Here is a 23,988-nt window from a genome sequence, read left to right on the forward strand (position 1 = left end):
TCTCTCCTTTTCTTTTATAATCCTTGTTGTTTAGCCTCATTCCAAAATTGGTCTAATTCATCTAATGTGTAATGTTGGAACGACTTCCCACTTTCCTTCACTTGTTTTTCAATAAATTGAAAGCGACGTTTGAATTTTTCATTAGCATGAAATAAAGCTTCTTCCGGCTGTATTTTTAAAAATCTAGACACATTAACAAGCGCGAATAAAATATCACCAAATTCGTCTTCCAATTTAATATGATTCTTTGGATCTTTGAGCATTTCCTCTTCTAATTCTTTTATTTCTTCATAAACTTTCGCAAACGCCGGACGAATATCATCCCAATCAAAGCCAACCTTTGCTGCCCTTTTCTGAAGCTCATAAGCCCGAATTAAATTTGGCCATTCAAATCCTACACCATCAAGTAGGGAATGTTCTTCGTTCTCTTTTTCTTTACCTTTTATCTCTTCCCATAACGCAGTAACCTCATCAGCATTTTGAGCTTTTGCATCTCCAAATACATGTGGATGTCTGCGTACCATTTTATTCGCTAGATTTTCAATTACGTCGTCGATGGAAAAGAAGCCTTCATCCTCACCGATTTGCGCGTGAAGCATAACTTGAAGAAGCACATCGCCTAATTCTTCTATTAATAAATCAATTTCTCCTTTATTTATGGCATCTATGACTTCAAAGGTTTCTTCAATTAAATATTTTTTTAGTGATTCATGTGTCTGCTTTTTATCCCATGGACATCCATTAGGCCCCCTGAGATCTGAAATAATTTCTCTTAATTTAGAAAATTGCTTTCTGAGTAGGATGTCTTCTTTTACAGGTGGGACATAGAGCGATGTTAAATTGTTCAAAGTCATTTCTCTATCTAATTCGTATAGTTTTACTTTTTTAAGAATTTCATCAGCACTACCTGCTGCTGTGACAATGAAAACAGGGTATTCATCTGGCAGTTTCTCCATTAAGGTAAGCTTGACCTCTGAAGCTACAAAGGCATCATACACTTGAGAAATAATGATATGCTGCTGAATCTGCAGCTGCTCCCCATTTAAAGCCGTCCCATCTAGTAGTTGAAATCCTTCTACTGGGTCAATTTTTAGAGACTGAAATAAGGAATCGATGAAGCTTTGTCCACCGCTTATTTCAACTTCCACTTCTCCCTTATCGTGTTTTTCTAATAATAGTTGTACGGTCTTTTCCGCAACTAATGGATGTCCCGGTACAGCATATACGATGGTACTTTCTTTTGATTCAATCAATAGCTGTTGACATATTTTTTCATAGACCACATCAAACTGATCATTTTCCTCATAAATATAATCAAAAGATGTATAGACGACCCCTTCTCTTTCTAAATCCTTTACGACTGGATGTTCCTTCGTTCTTAAAAATAAACGGTTTTGTCCAAGTAGCTTTTTGTAAACACCTAGTGGGATCTGATTGAGATCCCCTGCACCTAAACCAATGATTTCTATTTTATTTTTCATGGTTACGACTCCCTTTCTCTTTCGGGAGTAAATAGATTAATTTACTCCCAAATGGTAATAATGCTAAATCCTCTATCCTGAATATATTCATACGCATCATCACCAGTAAATAAATAAATCCTCCAATGGTAACGCCACTCATTGCTTGGAAAGCCGCTACCAATCGATGAGATTCCACCAACCCATAAATAGGATTAGTAGCGAATAGATAAGCTTTTAAAAATAGAAACATTATGAAAGAAGCCATGGCAACCTTGATGATGAATGAACTAGATAAGAGTGGATTATTCATTACTCTTTTCAATTTCCACCATAATAAAACCAATCCTACAGCTATAGAGATATTAGTCGCTATAGCTGCACCCACAGGTCCTAACTTTGGAATAAAGACGATATTTAAACCCAATTTCAATCCAAAAGAAAATAAAATAACCCAAGCAGGAAAAAACATTACTTCGAGTCCTTGTAATATGGAAATCACTGTAAGAGTAACAGAACTTACCATAATAACGACTGTTAATACAGCAAGTACAGTAGAACCCTCTTGGTTTTTAAATAACATTTCATTCGTAGGATGAACGATGGCTAATAATCCTACTGTTGCGGCTGTTCCAATAACCAAACTTATTTGCAAAGCAAAGCGGATTTTTTCTAGTAATATCTCCTTATTTTCCTTTACTCGCTCACTTGAGATAAGAGGCACTAATGACAGTGACATAGAGGTTGCAACTACCGAACCAAGCTGAATTAACGGTTGACCACGATCATAAATTCCTTTTAATTCCTTTGCTAGATCTAGTTCAATATTTCCATTTACCATTAAAGAAAGCATATTGAGCGAATCCGCTAATTGCATAAAAATCAAAAACATACCACTTATACAAACGGCAAAGCCTTGTAACAACAAGAGCTTCGTTACCTTACCTAAATCGGAAAGAAGCTTATGATCAAATAAACAAAATGATTTCGATGTTTGTCTAACTTCCTTTAGAAAAAATATGATTAAGATGAATATTGCTGTTAAACCACCAATAATGGAACCTGAGGAAGCCCCGCCACCCACAACATAAAGGGAAAGTCCTTCCTTTGTCATTAGAACCGCAACCGTTAAAATAGTAACTACTCTAAAAAGCTGTTCTCCAACTTGAGATACGGCTGTAGGAATCATATTTCCCATCCCTTGAAAATATCCTCTTAAAACCGATATAGTCGGGAAAATAAGAAAAACAACTGAGATCACTTTTAAAAGGATGGATAAATTAGGATCCTTCATTTGAAGTGCAAGCCAAGTAGAGCCATAGTATAAACATAAAAAGGCAAAAATACCTAAAACATTTAAAACAAATAAAGAAAGAGTCAAAAATCGAAAAATCTTTTCAGATTGTTGCTTCACCTTAAATTCCATTAACTGCTTGGAAATAATCACTGGAAATCCATATGTAGATAAGATTAATGCTAAACCCAAAAAAGGATACACTTGCTGATAAATATAAAAACCGATATCCCCGACAATATTTTGAAAGGGAACACGATAAATCGCACTTAAAATTTTTGTCATTAACGCCCCTAACGTTAAAATAAATGCTCCTTTAAACCATTCGTTCGATCCTCTCGTGAAGCCCAACTCCTTTCTATAATGAAATTCGAGTGTATTATAGCATAACATTTAATCAGGCATAGAAAAAAGGCAGCAAATTAAGCTACCTTTTTTTAAGATATAAGAATGTTTTAATTCTCCATTTGTCTTGCTAGAAAACCAGCAGCTGTTTCCACTGCCTTTTGTTCTACTTCACCAAGAGCCCCTTCTTTAGCAAAAATGACTACTGCACCGATTGGATCACCATTGGCGATGATAGGCCCTATTGTATAGGAAGAAACGGATTCTACATTTCCATCAATAATAGAAATATCTCCTTGCGCAGTTATTAATACAGAGTTTCGATCATCCATTGCTTTCTCAACTAGTTCACCAATATTTTTATTTAAATAATCTTTTTTCGAGCTACCTGCTACTGCAATATAGGTATCCCGATCACATATTAATACTGGGTTACCTAAACTGTCATATAATGCTTCAGCGTATTCTTTGGCAAAATCACTTAATTCACTGATAGGTGAATATTTCTTTAATATGACTTCTCCATCACGATCAACGAAAATTTCTAGTGGATCCCCTTCTCGGATACGCAAAGTTCTGCGTATCTCCTTCGGTATTACGACACGACCTAAATCATCAATTCGACGAACTATTCCAGTTGCTTTCATCCAACGTTGCCTCACTTTCATCTGATGATGGATATTGGAAATGATCTCAAAACTTTTTTGTTTTTGAAATCATCACCAGGTTTGAACTTAGTATCTTTCATATGGAAAGTTCTATACACATACAAATAATTTTTCGTAATTGTGCAAAATTCCCCAATTAAGAATACTTGGATTAGATGAAGTGATTGGCTGATGATCAAGGTGCTAATGCTTTTTTTATGAAACACTTTTATTATGCTCAAGCTTTGATTCAAATTGAACTTTTAGCATCTCAAAAGCGATTTGCAGCCATTTAGCAGGTTCAATTCCTTTTGTTTTCAATGTAATTTTTAACTTTTTCCCGTCCATTCCTAGGCCAACCACTCTAGGATACTGATTGCTTTTTTGAAAAATAGGACCGCCATCAATATCGGCACTTCCTTTTTCAGAGGTTAAAATCATGACTTCATCCTTCGATTGTTTAATAAGTTCAACACCCGAAAGAATGGCATATACCTTCATTTCAGCGATTTGGAATAAATAAGCCACTTCTTCTGGATATTCACCAAAACGATCAACCATCTCATCTTGAAGCTCCTCTACATCCTCCAATGTCGAGATAGCTCTAAAGCGTTTATACATTTCGATCTTTTGATGTCCATCTGAAATATAAGTGTCAGGAATATAAGCATCTATCTCTAAATCAATTTCCACATTCGTTTTGGCCTTTAGATTGATATCACCTTTTCGCTCATCAATTGCTTCTTTTAGCATTTGCGAATAAAGGTCAAATCCAACCGAATCAATAAAGCCATGTTGTTGGGCACCCAACAAGTTTCCTGCACCTCGAATGGACAAATCACGCATCGCAATTTTAAAACCTGAACCTAGCTCTGTAAATTCCTTAATTGCTTGTAGTCGCTTTTCAGCTACTTCAGTCAACACCTTATCTTTTCGATAAGTGAAGTAGGAATAGGCCACACGGTTGGAACGTCCAACACGGCCTCGGAGCTGATACAGCTGGGATAACCCCATTCGGTCTGCATCAAAAACGATCAATGTATTTACATTCGGAATATCAACGCCTGTTTCGATGATAGTTGTAGACACTAGAACATCAAACTCACCTGATAGAAAGGATAGCATCGTCGATTCTAGCTCATTTTCTGTCATTTTTCCATGTGCATAGGCTACCCGCGCATCTGGAACAAGCATCCGAATCTCTTCGGCTTTTCGCTCGATATCCTCGACGCGATTATAAAGAAAATAAACTTGTCCATCCCTTGCCAACTCCCGCTCGATTGCCTCTCTGACAAGCGCTCCATTATACTCCATCACATAGGTTTGGACAGGGAAACGATTTTCTGGTGGAGTCTCAATGACCGATAAGTCTCTTACTCCTAACATTGACATATGTAAGGTTCTTGGGATAGGCGTTGCGGTCAATGTTAACACATCAATATTCGTCTTTAATTGCTTAATTTTTTCCTTGTGAGTAACACCAAAGCGTTGTTCTTCATCAATAATAAGCAATCCAATATCGCGATAAATAACATCTTTTGATAACAAACGATGAGTACCTATCACCACATCGACTGTTCCTTCTTTTAAGCCTTTTATTGTCTCCGTTTGCTGCTTTTTCGTTCGGAACCTGCTTAATAGGCCAATATTAATTGGATAATCCTGAAATCTTTCGCGCATCGTTTCAAAATGTTGTTGCGCAAGGATGGTTGTTGGGACTAATAAAGCCACTTGTTTCCCATCTGCAATTGCTTTAAATGCAGCACGTATAGCTACTTCCGTTTTCCCATATCCTACATCCCCACATAATAAGCGGTCCATCGGGCGTGCTCGTTCCATATCTTTCTTAATTTCATGAATCGATCGCAACTGATCCTCTGTTTCTTGATATGGGAAGGCTGTCTCAAATTCCCTTTGCATGTCACCATCTGGTAAAAAGGCATAACCCACAGCCGCTTCCCGTTCCGCATATAGCTTGATTAAATCTTCTGCAATATCTTGAACAGAAGATTGAACCTTTTTCTTAACTCGTTTCCAGTCATTCCCGCCTAATTTATAAATCTTCGGTTCTTTTCCTTCTGAGCCCACATATTTCTGAACTAAATCAATTTGATCAACAGGCACATACAACTTATCCGAACCTTGGTAACGGATGTGCAAATAATCTTTATGAATCCCGTTAATAGTTAACGTTTCAATTCCTAAATACTTACCAATTCCATGGTTGACGTGAACTACATGGTCTCCAACTTTTAGTTCCGAATAGCTTTTAATTCTTTCCGCATTCGAAAGCTTTTGTCTGCGTGTGGACTTTTTAATTTTTTTATTAAAAAGCTCTTCCTCAGTAATGACAACTACTTTTTGAAGTGGCAACTCAAACCCCGTTTGTAATCCACCTTTAGCAATTTGGACAACTCCAGCAACAAGTTTTTTATCCTCATCCACTGTCGCTGCCTGAATATCATAGTCTTCCATTACTCTTTGTAGCTTGTTAACTCTTTCGTCATCAGAACCTAGAAGCAAGATGGAAAACTTCCCCTTTTTCCACCGCTCAATTTCTGTTTTTAATACATTCATCTGTCCGTGAAAGCTTTGCATTTGTTTACAGGAAACATTTAAAATATTTTGAGGGTTCGTATTTGGAACATGTCTTAAAAATAAAGATAGGTAGACAATTGGATGGCTTTGTTTTTGTATCACCCCTGTTAACTGGTGGGATATTTTCACATCCTGAATCATCATTCCTTCACTAAGTAAAGATGTATACCACTCCGCCTCTTCTTTTTCCAAAGAATCATTCATTTCCTGAACTCTACTAATTTCATCTATAAAAATAAGTCCATTTTTCGGCAAATAATCTACTAAACTATTTTGTTTTTCGTATGCAAACGATAGATATTTAAATAATTGTTCTGGTTTTTGATTATTTCTTAATTGTTCTAATTCATAGCCTATATTTTGACTTAATAGATTCTTTAATTTAGCTTCTTTCACTTTTGTAACGCTTGAAGCGAGTCCCATTTCTACTTTTTGAATAATAGAATGAAACTGCTCTTCCTCTAAAGGTAACTCGGTTGCTGGCCCAATAATCATTTCATTTACTTTATTTATTGAACGTTGGTCCTCTAACGAAAAGAAACGAATGGAGTCAATTTCCGTATCAAATAATTCAATACGTACAGGGTTTACTTCTGTTAGGGGGTAGATATCTAGAATTCCTCCACGAACACAGAATTCACCAGGAGTTGATACCATCCCTGTTCTGACGTAACCCATCTTAACCAATTGGATCAGCAAAGCCTCGACATCGATATCTTCACCCATTTTTAGGTGGATTTGATATTTTGACCATTGAGCTTTCGAAGGGAGGATTTTTCTTAAACCTGCCATCGGTGCAATAACTATACCATTCTCGTTAAAACTCCAATGATTTAAAGCTTCGATTCTTTGAGCTTTTAACTCTGGGCTAGCAATGCTCATTTCTGCCGCAATTAATTCATTTGCGGGGTACAAATATACTTCTTTCTCTCCCATCATACTGACTAAATCATCATATAATTTTTGAGCTTGAAGTAGGTTATGAGTGACTACTAAAATGGATTTTTTGGTTTCTTCGTAAATGGATGCTAAAAACAATGTCCGTGCTGAACCAGATAGACCAGCTACTAATTGCTCCTTTAACCCTTCACGCATTCCATTAATAATCGTCTTTACATCTTCCTGTTGCCGAAATAAAGTGGTTAGTCCTCTCATCTAATAGCTCCTCCTCTCAAAAACATAATGCGTAAGCGCTCTTGTAAGCCCCGACAAGCAAAAGACAAACTGGCAGGAAGGTTGTCTTTTACCTTCATGACAGATTGGCTTTTGACCTCTTGGTCGACAAAAACTCGGACGTCCCGTCGCATTGTCGACACTTGTACGTCCTGTACATCGGTGCTAGGCGCTGAAGCTGGACTAAAAAAGTCAAACTCTTTATTATGAAAATGGAAAAATGCTTTGGATTCCTCCAAAGCCGTTAATGTATCAAATAATCGTATTGATGAAAGTCAGGATTACGTTCTAATGACTCTTGGCAATCTTCACAGATAGCCTGAATATGGATATCACCCGATGAATGATATTGGATCATATCATTTCGTTCCTCTGGATTCAATTTGTGTAATCCGAGCTGTTCGGAATGAATCGATAAATCATTTAATGACCCTAGTTTCTGACCACAATGACGACAATGATAATGAATAGCCAATTTCGTCCCTCCTGTTCGTATCCCAATATTGCTATTATTTACTGAAAAGGAGGATCTTATTCATTTCTAATATTGTATGTATATAGCTCTTCTACTATGTATAGTCTAATTGAACGCATTCATTACTTGGAGAAATGGCTGATTCATCCAGCTTTTACATGCATCAGCACTTCTCTTTACTACTTCTTCTATAATCGGTTGTTCTTCAGAAGTAAATCTTCCTAATACATAATTTGACACACTCATCCCATTCCTGGGACGATCTACACCAATGCGAATGCGATTAAATTCTTGCGTTCCTATATGTGCGATTGTTGACTTTATTCCATTATGTCCACCTGCGCTACCCTTTTGGCGTAAACGCATTTTCCCCACTGGAATGTCTAAATCGTCATATATAACAAGCAAATCCTCTGTATCAATGTCAAAGTAGTCCATCACTGCTCTGATCGATTCTCCAGATAGGTTCATATAAGTTAATGGTTTAAGTAAAAGGACTTTTTCCGTCCCCACATAGCCCATTCCAAAAACACCTTTAAATTTCAATTGATCTAACCCAATATTTAGTTGCTTGGACAACTCGTCTATGACGTCAAACCCAACATTATGTCTTGTGTGATCATATTGCTTTCCTGGATTCCCCAACCCTACGATTAACTTCATGCAAATCTCCCCCAAATCTAACTAACTTAAAAAGCCTTACCAACTTGGGTTGTGATAAGGCTTATATTTTACTTAATATACTTATTCTTCAGCCGCTGTCTCTCTTCCTTCTTGATTATCTGGAATTCCAGGTTCCTGTTGTTCTCCTGTGCTTATCTCTTCTTCTTGCTTAGGAGGAAGGATGGAGGCGATAACTAGGTCATCTTCATGATTAATTTCATACTTTCCTTGTGTAAAGATATCGGCCACCGAAACTGTTTCACCTACTTGTAGATTGGTTATATCTAACTCGATTGCTTGCGGAATATTGTCTGGAGTTGATGTGATTGATAGCTCGTGGAATGATTGCTGCAATACTCCACCATCCTTAACCCCTGCCGCTTCACCAGTTAATACGACGCGAACCTCCACTGAAAGTTTGGAAGACTTATCGATCGCAAGGAAATCCGCATGAACAATATCATTTTTAATATAATCCTGCTGGTATTCGGTCAAAATAACATCTTGTTTATTCCCACCAATATCTAATGAAATGACACCATTACGGCCGACTGTTTTAATTGTTTTTATTAATTCCAAACCATTTACATATACTGGTTTACTTTCGACCTTCGATCCATAAACAATGGCTGGAATATTTCCTTCTAATCTTAGTTTCCGAAGTGCTGAATTACGGAATTCATTTCTTTCAGTTGCTTGAAGTACACTACTCATGATTTTAACCCCTTCCTTATTTTGAAGTGCCTATATTTAAGAAAAGCGCAAGGCGCCTGCCTATCGGCGACAAGCAAATGCTTCTCCACCCAGAAAGTCGTTCTTTGACTTTTTGGGTGGAGAACATTTGACCTCGAGCCGATGGCGCCTGGAGCTGGACAACTTTCGAAGTCCATAATAGTTTTCTTATCTATATAAAAAAATGCCCCAAAACAAGAAGGTCTAAACACAAAAGATTTTATTTAGAAAAGTCAAAAAGTGAAGAAGTGAAGAAAGGCTTGCTGTAAAAGCAAGCCATCAATCATATTTTTAGTCAAATAATGTACTTACTGATTGTTCTTCGTGGACACGAATAATCGCTTCCCCGATTAGTGGAGCTACAGATAGCTCACGAATTTTTCCAATTTTCTTTTCTTCTGAAAGAGCAATCGAATTGGTTACAACCAGTTCTTTAATATTAGAGTTTTCAATTCTACTAATTGCTGGACCTGATAAAACTGGATGCGTACAACATGCATATACTTCAGCCGCTCCATTTTCAACTAAAGCATTCGCTGCTAAAGTAATGGTACCAGCTGTATCAATGATATCATCAATAAGAATTGCCACTTTCCCGTCAATATTACCGACAATATTCATCACTTCAGCCACATTTGGCTTTGGACGGCGTTTATCAATAATCGCAATTGGTGCCTTTAATCTTTCTGCCATTTTACGAGCACGTGTTACGCCCCCGTGGTCTGGAGAAACAATTACGATGTCTTTATTAAATTCTTTTGTCTTAAAGTACTCAGATAAAATGGGAACACCCATTAAGTGATCGATAGGAATATCGAAAAATCCTTGAATTTGTGGTGCATGCAGATCTAGAGTAATGACCCGGGTAGCCCCAGCCGTTTCAAGCAGATTCGCAACCAATTTAGCGGTAATTGGTTCACGAGCTCGAGCTTTACGATCCTGACGTGCATAACCATAGTAAGGCATAACAATATTGATTGTTTTCGCAGACGCCCTTTTAAGAGCATCAATCATAATTAACAATTCCATTAAATGCTCATTAACAGGCCCACTTGTTGACTGAATGACGAAAACATCACAACCACGAATACTCTCTTCAATATTAATTTGAATTTCTCCATCACTGAATCGAGTAACCGTATTTTTACCAAGCTCTACCCCAATCACCTTTGCAATTTCTTCTGCTAAGGCACGGTTGGAATTCATACTAAATAGTTTCATTTTCGGATCTAAGTACTTGTTAGACATTTGAAACCTCCAAGTTTATTTCTTTAGGTTTAACTTTTGAACATAGTTTTCTTTATTTACTTGTCGTGCTCTAGCAATAGATAATGCTTCTCCTGGTACATCTTCTGTAATGGTGGAACCGGCAGCAATGTAAGCACCTTTTCCTATTGTTACAGGAGCGACTAGATTCGAATTACAACCGACGAAAACGTCATCTTCAATTTTTGTTAAAAATTTATTTTTGCCATCATAATTTACAGTGATGGAACCACAACCTAAATTCACATTAGATCCTACTTCAGCATCCCCAATATAACTTAGATGAGATGCTTTGCTGCTTTTGCCCATTTGCGATTTCTTCACTTCAACAAAGTTTCCGATTTTTACATCATCTGCAATGGTGGATTCAGGACGAATATGAGCAAATGGACCAATATTTACTTGCGAACCAATTAAACTACTATGTGCAACCGATTGACGGATAACTGTTTCATTTCCAATTTGGCAATTATAGATTTCCGTATTCGGCCCAAGATGACAATCTTCACCAATAACCGTCTGTCCCTTAATAGTAGTCCCAGGATAGATAATCGTATCACGACCAATTTCAACATCCGAATCAATATACGTCTGAAGTGGATCAATGATCGTTACACCATTTCGCATGTGACTTTCATTAATGCGTTTTCGCATAATGGATTCAGCTTCAGCTAGGGCAATTCGATCGTTTACGCCCAATGTTTCATTAAAGTCATTTGTTTGGAAGGCAATGACCTTTTCTCCTTGCCTTTTCAATATTTCAATCACATCAGGTAAATAATACTCACCTTGCACATTATCATTTGAAACACTTTTTAAAGCGCTAAATAATGCTTGGTTATCAAAACAATACGTTCCTGTATTTATTTCATTGATGAGACGTTCATCATCAGTAGCATCTTTATGTTCCACAATTTTCTCTACATGGCCTGATTCATTTCTTATAATCCTACCATAGCCTGTAGGGACTTCTGCTTTCGCTGTTAAAACTGATGCCTTTGCGCCATGCTGTAAATGTTGTTGGAACAGGCTTTCCATCGTTTCTGCTTTAATTAAAGGTGTATCTCCACAAACGACAATGGTAGTTCCTTCTTTATCTTCTAAGGCATCTTTCGCTTGGATGACCGCATGAGCAGTTCCTAATTGCTCCGCTTGTAATGCGTAGGAACTATTCATACCCAATTGCGACTTTACCTTTTCAGCACCGTGTCCAATAACGGTAACCATTTGCTCTATTTGAAGATGGGAAATTTGATCTACTACATGTTGAACCATTGGTTTACCACATACAGGGTGAAGTACTTTATATAGTTTGGACTTCATTCTCGTCCCCTGTCCTGCTGCTAAAATAATGGCATATCGTTTAGACATAATCGTCCTCCAATTCACCTTTTTATCCATATAAAAATATATCCTAAAAAAGGGTTTATTTCAAGGAAGTTAGAATATATGTCATGATTAATTCATAGAGGCATAAAAAACTTGAGGTGTATTGGAGAAACTAAATGAATCAGAGGATGGTTAGTCAAAAATAAAAGAGCCATACTTATGAAGTAGGCCCTTGCTGTATGATCTTAGGAAGCTCCGGCTTCTTCAAATTCCACTTCTAATTCCCCTAGTCGGTGGTATTCTGCCAAAACAGCTTCTTGGATTTTGCCACGTGTACCAGAATTAATAGGATGAGCGATATCGCGGAATTCCCCATCAGGAGTTCTTTTGCTCGGCATTGCCACGAATAAACCGTTATTCCCATCAATAACACGAATATCATGAACAACAAACTCGTTGTCTAGTGTAATTGATGCGATTGCTCTCATACGGCCTTCTGTGTTTACACGGCGTAATCTAACGTCAGTTACTTCCATCTTGTTCACACCCTTTTCTTCGAAGTTAAAACCTAGTTATCTAAATTCTACAAAAATTCCAATATTCCTGCCTGAATTGTAAATTTTTTTGAAGAATAGGGCAAATAAGTGAACATTTTATACTTACCTTTATAAAAACAGGAAAATATCCTCTTTTTATTTTACTTTACCAGTGCAATAACCTCAATTTCAATGAGAGCATCCTTTGGAAGTCTTGCTACTTCAACAGTGGAACGTGCTGGTTTATGAATAGAGAAGTATTGTCCGTAAACTTCATTTACATCTCCAAATTGGTCCATATTTTTAATAAAAACAGTTGTTTTTACTACTGTTTCTAAAGATGCTCCCGCACTTTCTAAAACAGCCTTAAGATTTTTAAATACTTGGTGTGTCTGTTCTTTAATATCACCATTGACCATTTGTCCTTCTCGGGTTAATGGAATTTGCCCAGAACTATAGAAGACATTATTGACAACAATTCCTTGTGAGTATGGTCCAATTGCTGCTGGTGCTTCTTGTGTTTGAATAATTTTCATTATGTACCCTCCCTTTATTTTCCCTTAAAAAAATTTCCCTCTTTTACATTAATTGTCCGTTCCCTCTCATCCACATTAGCTAATTGGACTAATGAGAGGTAATTATCAACGAGACGTTCTTCAATCTCTTCTGATTCCACCAACACAGCAATCCCGGTCACAATGGCTTGAAATTCCTCAAGCATACTAATCATGCCATTGATTGTTCCTCCTGCTTTCATAAAATCATCAACAATTAAAACTCTTGAACCTTCTGAAAGACTTCTTTTCGATAGAACCATCGTCTGGATTCTTTTTGTTGAACCTGAAACGTAATTAATACTGACCGTTGACCCTTCTGTCACTTTATTATCCCTACGGACAATGACTACTGGGACATTTAATTGACTAGCAACGGCATAAGCTAATGGAATTCCCTTTGTTGCAACCGTCATAACGACATCGATATTTGTTTCGGCATAAGCAGAGGCAATGATTTTTCCAGCTCTTTGAACGATAGACGGGTCACCAAGGATGTCGGTCATATACAAATAACCGCCTGGCAGTAATCGATCTGGCTTGGCAATCATTTGGCAGAGCTCCGTTACAAATGGTCTTGCTTCCTCTTCACTTATTTTAACAGAGTACTTTACCCCTCCGGCTGCACCAGCTATCGTTTGCAAGGTACCAATCCCTCTATTTTCAAAGGTTTCTTTAATAATAGCAAGGTCCTCACTAATAGACGATTTAGCTGAGCTATACTTTTCCGCAAAATAAGTAAGTGGTACGAGTTGACGAGGATGATCTAACAAATAGTTAGTCATATCGATTAATCGTTCACTTCGACGAAACTTCATTAACGTTCCCTCCCTAAACACGAATGTTTTGAGGTAAATATATCACCAATGTACGCAATTAATCAATAGTATGTCGTTCTCCGATTAATCGGACAGCAAATACTTGATCACAAAACCCTCTTAAACCATTATAAATTCGATTCATTCGAGAATCATGTCGAACTAGACCAAAGACAGTTGGACCACTTCCACTCATTAAAACAGCATCCGCGCCAAAGCGTTTCATCTGTTCTTTAATTTGAGCAACTTCTGGATGAAGATTTAAAGTAACACTTTCTAATACATTACCCATATTTTGACAAACCTTTTGATATTCGCCATTATAAATACTATTAATCATTTCTTTTGTGTTTGGATGGTTAATATTATTAACGTCTAATCTACGATAAACATCAGCAGTGGAAACACCAATAAACGGCTTTGCCAAAATGACCCAACACGTCGGTGGTGCAGGAAGTTCAGTAATTTCCTCTCCTCGACCTCTTGCTAATGCCGTTCCCCCATAAACACAAAACGAAACATCCGAACCTATTTCTGCTCCGATCGTTGCCAGTTCATCCAAAGATAATCCAAGTTCCCATAATTGGTTTAACCCTCTTAGTGTAGCTGCTGCATCACTGCTCCCTCCAGCAAGACCAGCTGCAACAGGAATCGTTTTATCTATGGTTATGGCAACACCTTTTTTGATTTGAAATCTATCTTTTAAAAGACTGGCAGCTTGAAAGGCTAGATTTCTTTGGTCGTCAGGGACAAAACGATTATGCGAATGGATAACAATCTGATCCTTTTCTAGCAGAGTTAACTCTATTCGATCCGCTAAATCAATCGTTGTCATGATCATTTCTACCTCGTGATACCCGTCCGGTCGTTTATTTAATACATCAAGTGATAAGTTAATCTTTGCCGGAGCTTTTACTAAAAGCTTCACTACGTCCACCTCTTTACTGATTTTGGAGCGGTCTGCACATTTTGTCCTATTTTACCACAAAATGAGCAAACTAAGACGTTCATTCTTTACATATTAGAAATTTTGTCATAAAAGAGCGTAGGCGTCCTGTCGCATTGTCGCACTAGTACATCCTTTACATCAGAACTAGGACGCTTACTCTAGATACAAAAAGGACCAAGGGTGAGCCCTTGATCCTTACCGTGGGTACTAATTATAAAGCTTTCGTTAGATAAAGAGTTATTGTCTTGATTTAAGAAGCTGTTGCTGAGCAAGTTCTACAGCACGTTTAACCATATTCCCAGCATCACGGGCTCGGATACCGCCCCAACCGTCTTTTTGGACGACATCATAAAACCCTAGTTCCTTAGCAAGCTCTTCTTTAAAATGCTCTGACATCATCCCTCTTCGTCTTCCCAAACGAAACCCCCCTTTTCGTCACTCACGGTATGTATAGTATGTGAAGTTTAAGCACAAATCATAAACGCCTAAACATGAAATAATATTCCATATATCATTCGATTATAAATATGGAATATAAAAAAACAGCGACATAAGATGGCCACTGTTTTCTTATAAATCGTATTAAATTAATCCAATATTTTCTGTTGTATCATCATAGAAGGTAATTTGAACTGTTTCTGTTAGCACATCTGCATAGCTATAAGAGACACGTTCAAATGCATTTTCATCCTGATTTAATTCAATTACAAATACAGATGGGTATGTTTCAGCTAAAACACCATAACGCTCAATTGTCTTTCTGCGTCCACCGTTCGCCTTAAGCAAAAGTTTTTTCCCTAAATTTGAATCCAAAGCCTTTTTGATATCGGCTAAAGTTTTTGGCATTCGGTCCACCTCACTGTGTTAAGTATATCACGTTGACATATTTTAGTCAAATAAAAACTATAAATTATATCAGTCAAACAAAATAATTGTCAACGGTTTTTCTTCTACTTTTCCTGCCTTTTTTCAACAATTTTATCGTATCCCTTAAATTAAGCAATTATGTACTGTTTTAAAAAGTAGGACTATTGCAAATACTTGAGCGCTAATTATAGAAAATTCGCACACAAAAAAGGAGCACACAATTGTGTCACTCCTTAAATTATTCCGTTTCTGATATTTCTATCTTAAAGGGCATACCTGTTCGAAGGACCCCTCTTGTATCTATACCACCAAGACCCTTTTCACCAGTTAAAGTATTACGTAATACATCCCATACATTGATTCTTTCCATAAACGGAGTAAAACTTATTTTTGCAACAATGTATACCGGATCAAGTGCGTGAATATTTATTCTTGAAGGGGAACTTGCAAAGTTTGCCCCCGCATGGATTAATGACTCAAAATGGGATTGACAGGCACCTGCAAAAATAACTAATTGGTCTAAATGCGGAACTTTTCTCCTAGCCTCTCTAACCGTCTGTACAAAATCCTTTGAATGGCGATAGGCATTAATATCTGAAATCGTACCTTTTGACTTAGAATAGGCATCATGTCCTGTTATAACAAGAATATCAGGCCGATAATAATCAATTAATTGCCCCACTTTACTCGCCATTTCCTTTTCATTGCAATGAACACCGAAAACAGGAATCCCTATTTTTTCATACACATCTGTGCACTTCTTCAAATAAGTAGGATCTCCATCCAAATGAAGAACCTTTCCAGGTATTTGAAAATAATTTAATTCTTTACTATACCCTCTTGTCACTTCATATTCTTGTCTCTCTTTTATTAACGTCACATCCTGACGGAATAATTGAAGTGACTGTTCCTCTAACGATCGAAATTCCTTTGACCGTTTCTTCCTTTCTTGTGGATCAATTATTACTAAGTCATCAAAGGGGGCATCTGCAATGATACGGAAATCTTCTCCGTAAAGGATGGCTATTTTTTCACCATTTTCCACCTTAGTGTCAATAATTCGAAACATAATATCACATTGATATGAAAGCCTTCCGACAATATCCATTTTATGATCACGCTCCAAACGAGCTAAACACAAGAATAGCCTAATTAATACCGTTTCTTTCATAACCTATGCAGAAAGTTGTGAGATTGTTACGCAAAAAAAAGACCTACCAACGAAGTTGATAGGCCGTTCTCTTTACTTAAAATACTCAAATAATCCATCACTAAGCCGTCCAAATTCTTCAATCGAAAGTGTTTCTCCTCTTCTTGTCGGCTCAATTTGAACCTCTTCCAAGACAGAGAGAATTGTTTCCTTTTTTTCTTTTCCGTTCGGAAGCTGGCTTACTAAGTTATTTAATAATGTTTTCCTTCTTTGAGCAAAACTAGCTCTTGTTACTTGAAAAAAGAAATTTTCGTCTTTCACTTCTACAACAGGCGTCATTCTTTTTGTTAAACGAATCACGGCTGAGTCTACATTAGGTTGTGGTACAAATACGGTTTTAGGTACAATCATCACTGTTTCCGCTTCCGTATAATACTGAATAGCAATCGATAATGAACCGTACTCCTTCGTTCCTGGTTTGGCAGAAATCCGATCCGCTACTTCCTTTTGGAGCATACACACAATTCCCCTAATTGGCAATTGGTCCTCAAGAAGTTTCATGATAATAGGTGTGGTCACATAATAAGGTAAATTAGCAACGACCATTACATCTTTCATTTCAGAAAATTCTTCTTCCATTACAGACCTAACATCCGCTTTTAGAATATCCTGATGTATAACCTTTACATTTGGATATGGAGATAATGTATCTTTTAATATTGGCAATAATCGTTGGTCAATTTCAAAAGCTACTACCTTTTTACTTCTCTTCGCTAATTGTTCGGTGAGAGCTCCAATTCCAGGGCCAATTTCAATTGCCCCTGAATCACTTGATAGTTCAGCATGGTCAACAATTCTATTTAAAATATTCGTATCAATTAAAAAGTTTTGACCTAGACTCTTCTTAAATGAAAACCCATACTTTTCTAAAATAGCCTTCGTACGTAATGGGGTGGCGATATCTTTATTCATTTTGCTCCTCCTGACGGATCATCCATAGTGCATGATGGAAATCTTGTTTGCTAATTTGAAACATCATTAAACGTTTATGTAATTGCTTCCCATTCGTATAACCTATTTTTAGTATTTCCCCTATCCGCTCTCTTTTTTCCTTAGACCCGGCTCCACCGATTAAACCTGCGGTAACAAGTTCATCTTTGGTTATTTGTTCAGGAATTTCATGTTGCATTAATTGAGCATCTTGTAAAGCTTTCCTTATAGATTCTGATGAAGCATGCTCGACGCCGACTCCTTTACCATACTTATGAATGGCTTCCCCTTTAGGTAAAAAAGCATGTTTACAGCCTGGAACACGCTGTGATATGGTTTGTCTAATTTTCTCCCCCGGGTAATCAGGGTCGGTAAACACGATGACCCCTCTCGTCTCTTGGGCTAGTTTAATTTTTGAAATCGTTTGTTCATTAATAGCCGAGCCATTTGTCTCAATTGTATCTGCATCTAAAGCCCTTTTAATAGCAACTGTATCATCTTTTCCTTCGACAACAATAATTTCTTTTATTTTCATAAATCCTCCGAATAGAAAAACAGTAAAATAAGTTCTCTTTTTTTATAAAAATTGAAACTTATTGGTGATGTTAAACGTCTAAATAGATATAATATATCAAAAAGAGATTTTAAAAGGAAATTAAAAATGCAGAGGAACGAGTCCCCTGCATCCTGTTCTACTTTAAAATTTTGATTTTCACTGTACGTCTTCCCCAGCGATATGCTTCAGATACTGATGAGAAAAACACATCAATTTTATGGCCTTTTACAGCTGAGCCTGTATCAGCAGCAACTGCGTAACCATACCCTTCTACATACAATTTTGTGCCAAGTGGAATGACTCTAGGATCAACAGCAACCACTTTAATATTAGGGTTATTATGGAGATTAATTCCTGTTGCAGTATGGCCAGAACATCCATTACAATTAGCCGTGTAAGCAGTTGAATTCACATAGAATTCTAAACCTGATTCAACCCCACGAGAAACTTGTTTAGCCATTACTTTTGTTCCTACGGCAACAACTTTATCTTTTTTATCCCTAACCTTCTTTTCACTTTTTAATATTCTTGATACAACCTTACCGTTTTTTAGGATTACTTCAAATTCTTTAGATACTAACCCTCTTTGTCCATTAGAAACGATTTTCTCTTTTCCCTTTGGTAATTTTGCATCCTTTTTGGTTACAACAGCATAACTAATCGGTTCTTCCACTACATCGGTGACTTTTTCAATACGTACAACATTTATGACTGTATTTTCTTTGACAGACGTGTCTGATTTAGGTTCAACCTTATCAAACTGCCCTAGAGTAATACCCTGCCCTGCTAAAAAGTCAGCGACCGTAGTCGAAGTAGTCCAAACCTTTTCTATTTTGCCACCATCGTTAAGCGTTAGCTGGAAAGCTTTCTGAATGGTAATGTTCATGTTGCTCTTGATTGATTTTTCCGGTTTAGGATCAACTTCATCATTTTCTTTTAAAGCAATTCCCTGCTCCTTTAAAACTTCCTCAACTGTATTAGCTGTTGTCCAAATCGTTTTCTTCTCGTTGTCTACTACCATTTGAACCTGTTTAGCAGGTTTCCAAACAACCCTTAAATTGTCTTTCACCTTTGTGTTACCCGAGGGAAACACATAGTCTTCTGAGCGAATTGAGATATTTAGATCATCAAATACTTCTTGGATGGTATCTGCATGTGTTTTAATGACTTTCTTTTCTCCATCAAGCGTTAATGCAACGGTTTCTTTCGTTCCCTGATACATAAGAACCCCAAAAGTAGATGCAAAAACTACCAAACTAGCAGAAATAACTGCCCACTTCTTCTTTCCCAAAGACTTAGAAAACAGGTTTTTCATGTTTTGAATGACGATGAAAAACGCCTCCTTTTCTCGGAGTGATTATATAGAACTCTGCTGCCCATTGTCAACCCTTACACATTTTAAGAAGGTATTTCCTATTATGCATATAGGTGGCATAAATGTGAAGGGAAACTTATCGACACGTTTATCCTATGAGGAAAAGGAGACATGTAGAACTTTTTAGAATCAGAAAAAATTGGGACAAACTACCTTTTATTCCGACAAATTCCCTTGTCATTTTATGCCGAATAATCTTTTCGCATTGTCGGAAGTTGCTTGGGCAATTTCTTCTAATGTTAAACCTTTAATTTCTGCAATTTGTTCGGCAACAAGTTTGACATAACTTGGTTCATTTCTTTGTCCACGATAAGGATGTGGGGTTAAATATGGGCAATCTGTTTCAATTAGTAGTTTATCTAGTGGAACCTCAAGAGCAACTTCCTTCGGTTTTTTTGCATTCTTAAAGGTTACAGGCCCACCTAAGGAAATATAAAAATTCATATCTAGGCATTTCTTTGCAATCTCCACGCTTCCACTAAAGCAATGCATGATTCCCCCTACTTCTGCCGCTCCCTCTTCACTTAAAATCTCAACAATATCAGATGTGGCATCACGGTTATGAATGACAATAGGCAGTTTGACCTTTTTTGCAAGTCTTATTTGCTTTCGGAAGACTTCCTTTTGAATATCATGCGGCGATTTATCCCAATGATAGTCTAAGCCCATTTCACCAAGAGCTACTACTTTTGGATGACTTGCTAACTCTTCAATCCATTTTAAATCATTTTCTGTCATATCAATCGCATCTACAGGATGCCAACCTACACATGCGTAAATAAAATCATGTTCTTCCGCAAGTTCAATAGCTCGTTTAATCGTTATTTGATCAAATCCAACAACCACAATATTGGACACTCCCGCTTCACGTGCCCTTTCTATTACCTCTGTTAAATCCTCATTATATTGATCCGCATTAAGATGTGCGTGTGTGTCGAATAACATAAAATGTCTCCCTCAATTTATATTTTACGATTTATTTTAAACTTATATATCCGTAATATGACTAATTTTTATGAAATGTGGAAGCGCCTTGTTCAGCCCCGATAAGCAAATGCTTCGACACCCGGAAAGTCGCCTTTTGACTTTTTGGTGTCGAACATTTGACCTCGAGGTCGACAAAAGCGCGACGTCCTGTCGCATTGTCGACACTAGTACATCCTGTACGTCGGGGCTAGGCGCTGGAACTGGACATTTAAATGAACAAAAAAATGTCTCACAAAATGTTTCATGTGGAACAATTTGTGAGACATTTTGACAATTTATCCCGCATTAACGGGCAGTAGATCCCCACCTCGAGGTTTATGAGTGTAAATGAGATATCCTAGGTGGGTGATAACTGCCCGTAAAAGCCCGATTAGTGAGATACAGTGAAACTTACCGATGCGGCAGCAGAGGTTTAGTTGAACCAATCGGGTTCATAGTGTCGCTTTATCAATAAGTTAGCGATGTAATTAGCGACACTAGAACGGGACTAACAATCAGTGGGGATGATAAAACCCCCACTGATTGAGTTTCACTTTATTTTACTTTTGCTCCCAAAGGCAGGGATTCAGCAATGGTTGCAAGGGATAAACTGCCGTCCTTTGAACCTGCTAAAATCATTCCTTCAGAAAGTTCTCCCCTAAGTGTCACAGGCTTTAAGTTTGTGACACAGATGACTTTTCGTCCAATCAAATCCTCTGGCTTATAAAATTCAGCAATTCCTGAAATAACCTGTCTTTTTTCATAACCTAAATCGAGTTGTAATTTTAATAGCTTGTTTGCCTTTTTCACGGGTTCCGCATGAATAACCTGTGCTACGCGTAAGTCAACTTTCATAAAATCATCAATCGTAATTTCTTCGGATTCAGGTTTTTCCTCCACTGTTTCTTTTACTACAGCGGGACCTTGCATCTGCCCTTTAATATATTCAACCTCTTCCTGTAACTCTAATCTTGGGAAAATCGGATCTCCTTTTTCAACTTTCGTACCTTCAAGAATCATTCCGAATTCTTCAAGACTATCCCAAGTTTGATATTTTTCATCCGTTACATTCAATTGGCAAAAGATTTTTTCAGGAGTACGTGTTAAAAACGGTTTTAATAACACAGCTGTCCGTCTTAATGACTCAGCCAAGTGAGCCATTACACTACTTAAATGCTCACGATTCGATTCATCCTTTGCTAAAGCCCACGGCTGTGTTTCATCAATATACTTGTTTGTACGACTAATTAGCTGCCACACGTTAGATAAAGCCACGGAGAACTCCATTTTTTCCATTGCTTCTTCGTATTTTTCTACTGTTTCCTTATTAACTTGAAGTAGCAAGTCATCAAACTCCGTAACTGATCCTTTATAAACAGGAATTTCTCCATTAAAATACTTATCAATCATGGCAACCGTTCGGTTTAATAGATTTCCAAGATCGTTAGCTAAATCAAAATTAATTCGCTCCACAAACCCTTCTGGCGTGAAAACACCGTCAGAACCAAAGGGAACTTCTCGTAATAAATAATAACGAAGGGCATCTAATCCGTAACGGTCGATTAGCATAACAGGGTCAACAACATTCCCCTTTGATTTTGACATCTTACCTTCCTTCATCAATAACCAACCATGGGCAAAAACTTTTTTAGGAAGTGGAATATCAAGTGCCATTAGCATAATTGGCCAGTAAATCGTATGAAAACGAACAATTTCTTTTCCAACTAGATGTACATCTGCAGGCCAGTAATTTAAATACTTCGAATCATTTTCCGTTCCGTATCCTAAAGCAGTAATATAATTGGATAAAGCGTCAATCCAGACATAAATGACATGCTTTGGATCACCAGGAACTTTAACACCCCAATCAAAAGTGGTCCGGGAAACGGCTAAATCTTCTAAACCCGGCTTAATAAAATTATTGATCATCTCGTTTTTACGGGACTCAGGTTGAATGAACCCAGGATTTTCTTCATAGAACTGAAGTAATCGTTCGGCATAATTACTCATTCTAAAAAAGTACGATTCTTCCTTCACCTTTTCAACAGGGCGATTACAGTCTGGGCAATTCCCATCTACTAATTGGCGGTCTGTATAATAAGATTCGCATGGTGTACAATACCAACCTTCATAGTGGTCAAAATAAATGTCCCCTTGTTCCATTAATCGAGCAAAAATCTGTTCGACAATTTTTTTATGTCGATCTTCCGTCGTTCGAATGAAATCATCATAAGAAATATCAAGTTTATTCCATAACTCCTTAATACCTTCTACAATTTCATCAACATATTGTTGCGGGGTAACCCCCTTTTCAGCTGCGTTTCGTTGAATTTTTTGCCCATGTTCATCTGTGCCTGTTAAATACATGACATCGTATCCGCGTAAGCGCTTGTAACGCGCCATGGCATCGCCCGCAACGGTTGTATAGGCATGACCGATATGTAAATTTCCGCTTGGATAATAAATGGGAGTCGTGATATAAAATGTTTTCAAACTTTCCTCCACTTGGCTTCCTCCTAAATAAAAACATGATTGAATATACGTCAGCTTTACCTCTTATATCAACAAAATATACCTAAAATTCTTAAATTGTGCAACAATTGGTCAGTATCCAAAAGTCCCCCATAAAATCAATCACAATAACGTATATATAATTGTCGAATTCATTTAAGCAATATGTAGAATTTTGTCGAATTATCACTTGTAGATTTTCTAATAATATTATTCAATTTCCATTTTTATTCCCATTTTAAGGTATAAAACAATCGATTCATTGCCGGAAAGTATTGGTATGATTGGATTTATATTATTTTTGTAACTTTTATACTGTTTTTTTAAACAAGGTAATTGACGTTTATGGGAATCGCTGGTATTATTAAATCAGCACAAAATTTGTCGAATAATGACGAAAGAATAAAATAGAGATAGTTATACATTGAGAGGAGATAATTAAAAATGAAATCTACAGGTATTGTTCGTAAAGTCGATGAGCTTGGTCGTGTGGTTATTCCGATTGAATTAAGACGTACTCTTGGTATTGCAGAGAAAGACGCTTTAGAAATTTATGTTGATGATGATCGCATCATTTTAAAAAAATATAAACCAAACATGACTTGCCAAGTAACTGGTGAAGTTTCCGATGATAATATCGCACTTGCAGGCGGAAAATTAATTTTAAGCCGTGATGGTGCAGAACAGCTATTAAGCGAAATCCAAAACGCTTTTTCTGTAGCAAAATAATAAAA

General features: G+C 37.1%; 22 protein-coding genes. 1 reads left to right on the top strand and 21 read right to left on the bottom strand.

What is annotated here, in order from left to right; genetic code table 11:
• Positions 1-14: 14 nt before the first annotated feature.
• The 21 genes from yabN to metG all read right to left on the bottom strand — a co-directional run bounded on the left by yabN (position 15) and on the right by metG (position 23,248).
• Positions 15-1,481 (bottom strand): bifunctional methyltransferase/pyrophosphohydrolase YabN, encoded by a 1,467-nt coding sequence (gene yabN, locus ACFSO7_RS10035; RefSeq protein ID WP_377877161.1) that lies wholly within the window; start codon positions 1,479-1,481, stop codon positions 15-17.
• Positions 1,471-3,147 (bottom strand): putative polysaccharide biosynthesis protein, encoded by a 1,677-nt coding sequence (locus ACFSO7_RS10040; RefSeq protein WP_377877162.1) that lies wholly within the window; start codon positions 3,145-3,147, stop codon positions 1,471-1,473. The genes yabN and ACFSO7_RS10040 overlap by 11 nt, the downstream gene beginning before the upstream one ends.
• Before the next feature lie 62 nt (positions 3,148-3,209).
• Positions 3,210-3,746 (bottom strand): stage V sporulation protein T, encoded by a 537-nt coding sequence (gene spoVT, locus ACFSO7_RS10045; RefSeq protein WP_377877163.1) that lies wholly within the window; start codon positions 3,744-3,746, stop codon positions 3,210-3,212.
• A gap of 216 nt (positions 3,747-3,962) precedes the next feature.
• Positions 3,963-7,499: a transcription-repair coupling factor gene (gene mfd, locus ACFSO7_RS10050; RefSeq protein ID WP_377877164.1), complete on the bottom strand. Its 3,537-nt coding sequence runs from the start codon at positions 7,497-7,499 to the stop codon at positions 3,963-3,965.
• A gap of 262 nt (positions 7,500-7,761) precedes the next feature.
• A complete protein-coding gene (gene fin / locus ACFSO7_RS10055; protein WP_377877165.1) occupies positions 7,762-7,992 on the bottom strand; it encodes an anti-sigma-F factor Fin in 231 nt (76 codons plus the stop codon).
• Positions 7,993-8,097: 105 nt separating this feature from the next.
• On the bottom strand, positions 8,098-8,655 hold the full coding sequence (gene pth, locus ACFSO7_RS10060; RefSeq protein ID WP_377877166.1) for an aminoacyl-tRNA hydrolase: 558 nt from the start codon (positions 8,653-8,655) through the stop codon (positions 8,098-8,100).
• A gap of 81 nt (positions 8,656-8,736) precedes the next feature.
• Positions 8,737-9,369 carry a 50S ribosomal protein L25/general stress protein Ctc gene (locus ACFSO7_RS10065; protein WP_377877167.1) on the bottom strand — a complete coding sequence of 211 codons (633 nt, stop codon included), beginning with the start codon at positions 9,367-9,369 and terminating at the stop codon, positions 8,737-8,739.
• Positions 9,370-9,678: 309 nt separating this feature from the next.
• Positions 9,679-10,635 (bottom strand): ribose-phosphate diphosphokinase, encoded by a 957-nt coding sequence (locus ACFSO7_RS10070; RefSeq protein ID WP_377877168.1) that lies wholly within the window; start codon positions 10,633-10,635, stop codon positions 9,679-9,681.
• A gap of 15 nt (positions 10,636-10,650) precedes the next feature.
• Entirely contained in the window at positions 10,651-12,024 is a 1,374-nt protein-coding gene (glmU, locus tag ACFSO7_RS10075; protein ID WP_377877169.1) for a bifunctional UDP-N-acetylglucosamine diphosphorylase/glucosamine-1-phosphate N-acetyltransferase GlmU, read from the bottom strand.
• A 203-nt stretch (positions 12,025-12,227) separates the two neighbouring features.
• Complete coding sequence (gene spoVG, locus ACFSO7_RS10080) at positions 12,228-12,518, bottom strand: septation regulator SpoVG (protein ID WP_042453823.1); 291 nt, start codon at positions 12,516-12,518, stop codon at positions 12,228-12,230.
• A 161-nt stretch (positions 12,519-12,679) separates the two neighbouring features.
• Positions 12,680-13,054, bottom strand: a complete 375-nt coding sequence (gene ridA / locus ACFSO7_RS10085) for a 2-iminobutanoate/2-iminopropanoate deaminase (protein ID WP_377877170.1) — start codon at positions 13,052-13,054, stop codon at positions 12,680-12,682.
• Positions 13,055-13,068: 14 nt separating this feature from the next.
• The gene (gene purR, locus ACFSO7_RS10090) at positions 13,069-13,890 is read right to left on the bottom strand and encodes a pur operon repressor (protein WP_377877171.1); all 822 of its coding nucleotides are present in this window, start codon (positions 13,888-13,890) and stop codon (positions 13,069-13,071) included.
• Positions 13,891-13,948: 58 nt separating this feature from the next.
• Entirely contained in the window at positions 13,949-14,818 is an 870-nt protein-coding gene (ispE, locus tag ACFSO7_RS10095) for a 4-(cytidine 5'-diphospho)-2-C-methyl-D-erythritol kinase (RefSeq protein ID WP_377877172.1), read from the bottom strand.
• Positions 14,819-15,076: 258 nt separating this feature from the next.
• Positions 15,077-15,256, bottom strand: a complete 180-nt coding sequence (locus ACFSO7_RS10100; RefSeq protein WP_377877173.1) for a small, acid-soluble spore protein, alpha/beta type — start codon at positions 15,254-15,256, stop codon at positions 15,077-15,079.
• Between the two features lie 165 nt (positions 15,257-15,421).
• Positions 15,422-15,685, bottom strand: coding sequence for a biofilm formation stimulator Veg (gene veg / locus ACFSO7_RS10105; protein ID WP_377877174.1), 264 nt, complete (start codon positions 15,683-15,685; stop codon positions 15,422-15,424).
• Positions 15,686-15,944: 259 nt separating this feature from the next.
• Positions 15,945-16,814 (bottom strand): sporulation peptidase YabG, encoded by an 870-nt coding sequence (yabG, locus tag ACFSO7_RS10110; protein WP_377877175.1) that lies wholly within the window; start codon positions 16,812-16,814, stop codon positions 15,945-15,947.
• A 135-nt stretch (positions 16,815-16,949) separates the two neighbouring features.
• Positions 16,950-17,828 (bottom strand): 16S rRNA (adenine(1518)-N(6)/adenine(1519)-N(6))-dimethyltransferase RsmA, encoded by an 879-nt coding sequence (gene rsmA / locus ACFSO7_RS10115; RefSeq protein ID WP_377877176.1) that lies wholly within the window; start codon positions 17,826-17,828, stop codon positions 16,950-16,952.
• Positions 17,821-18,381 carry a ribonuclease M5 gene (gene rnmV / locus ACFSO7_RS10120; protein ID WP_377877177.1) on the bottom strand — a complete coding sequence of 187 codons (561 nt, stop codon included), beginning with the start codon at positions 18,379-18,381 and terminating at the stop codon, positions 17,821-17,823. The genes rsmA and rnmV overlap by 8 nt, the downstream gene beginning before the upstream one ends.
• 157 nt (positions 18,382-18,538) lie before the next feature.
• On the bottom strand, positions 18,539-19,717 hold the full coding sequence (locus ACFSO7_RS10125; protein ID WP_377877178.1) for a ubiquitin-like domain-containing protein: 1,179 nt from the start codon (positions 19,715-19,717) through the stop codon (positions 18,539-18,541).
• Between the two features lie 237 nt (positions 19,718-19,954).
• A complete protein-coding gene (locus ACFSO7_RS10130; RefSeq protein WP_377877179.1) occupies positions 19,955-20,722 on the bottom strand; it encodes a TatD family hydrolase in 768 nt (255 codons plus the stop codon).
• 576 nt (positions 20,723-21,298) lie between these two features.
• Positions 21,299-23,248, bottom strand: coding sequence for a methionine--tRNA ligase (gene metG, locus ACFSO7_RS10135; protein WP_377877180.1), 1,950 nt, complete (start codon positions 23,246-23,248; stop codon positions 21,299-21,301).
• 450 nt (positions 23,249-23,698) lie between these two features.
• Between metG and ACFSO7_RS10140 the strand changes: the two genes are divergently transcribed.
• Positions 23,699-23,983, top strand: coding sequence for a transition state genes transcriptional regulator AbrB (locus tag ACFSO7_RS10140; RefSeq protein ID WP_377877181.1), 285 nt, complete (start codon positions 23,699-23,701; stop codon positions 23,981-23,983).
• Positions 23,984-23,988: the final 5 nt, after the last annotated feature.

The organism is Bacillus sp. CGMCC 1.16607, assembly GCF_042683745.1.
Classification (GTDB): domain Bacteria; phylum Bacillota; class Bacilli; order Bacillales; family Cytobacillaceae; genus Pseudoneobacillus.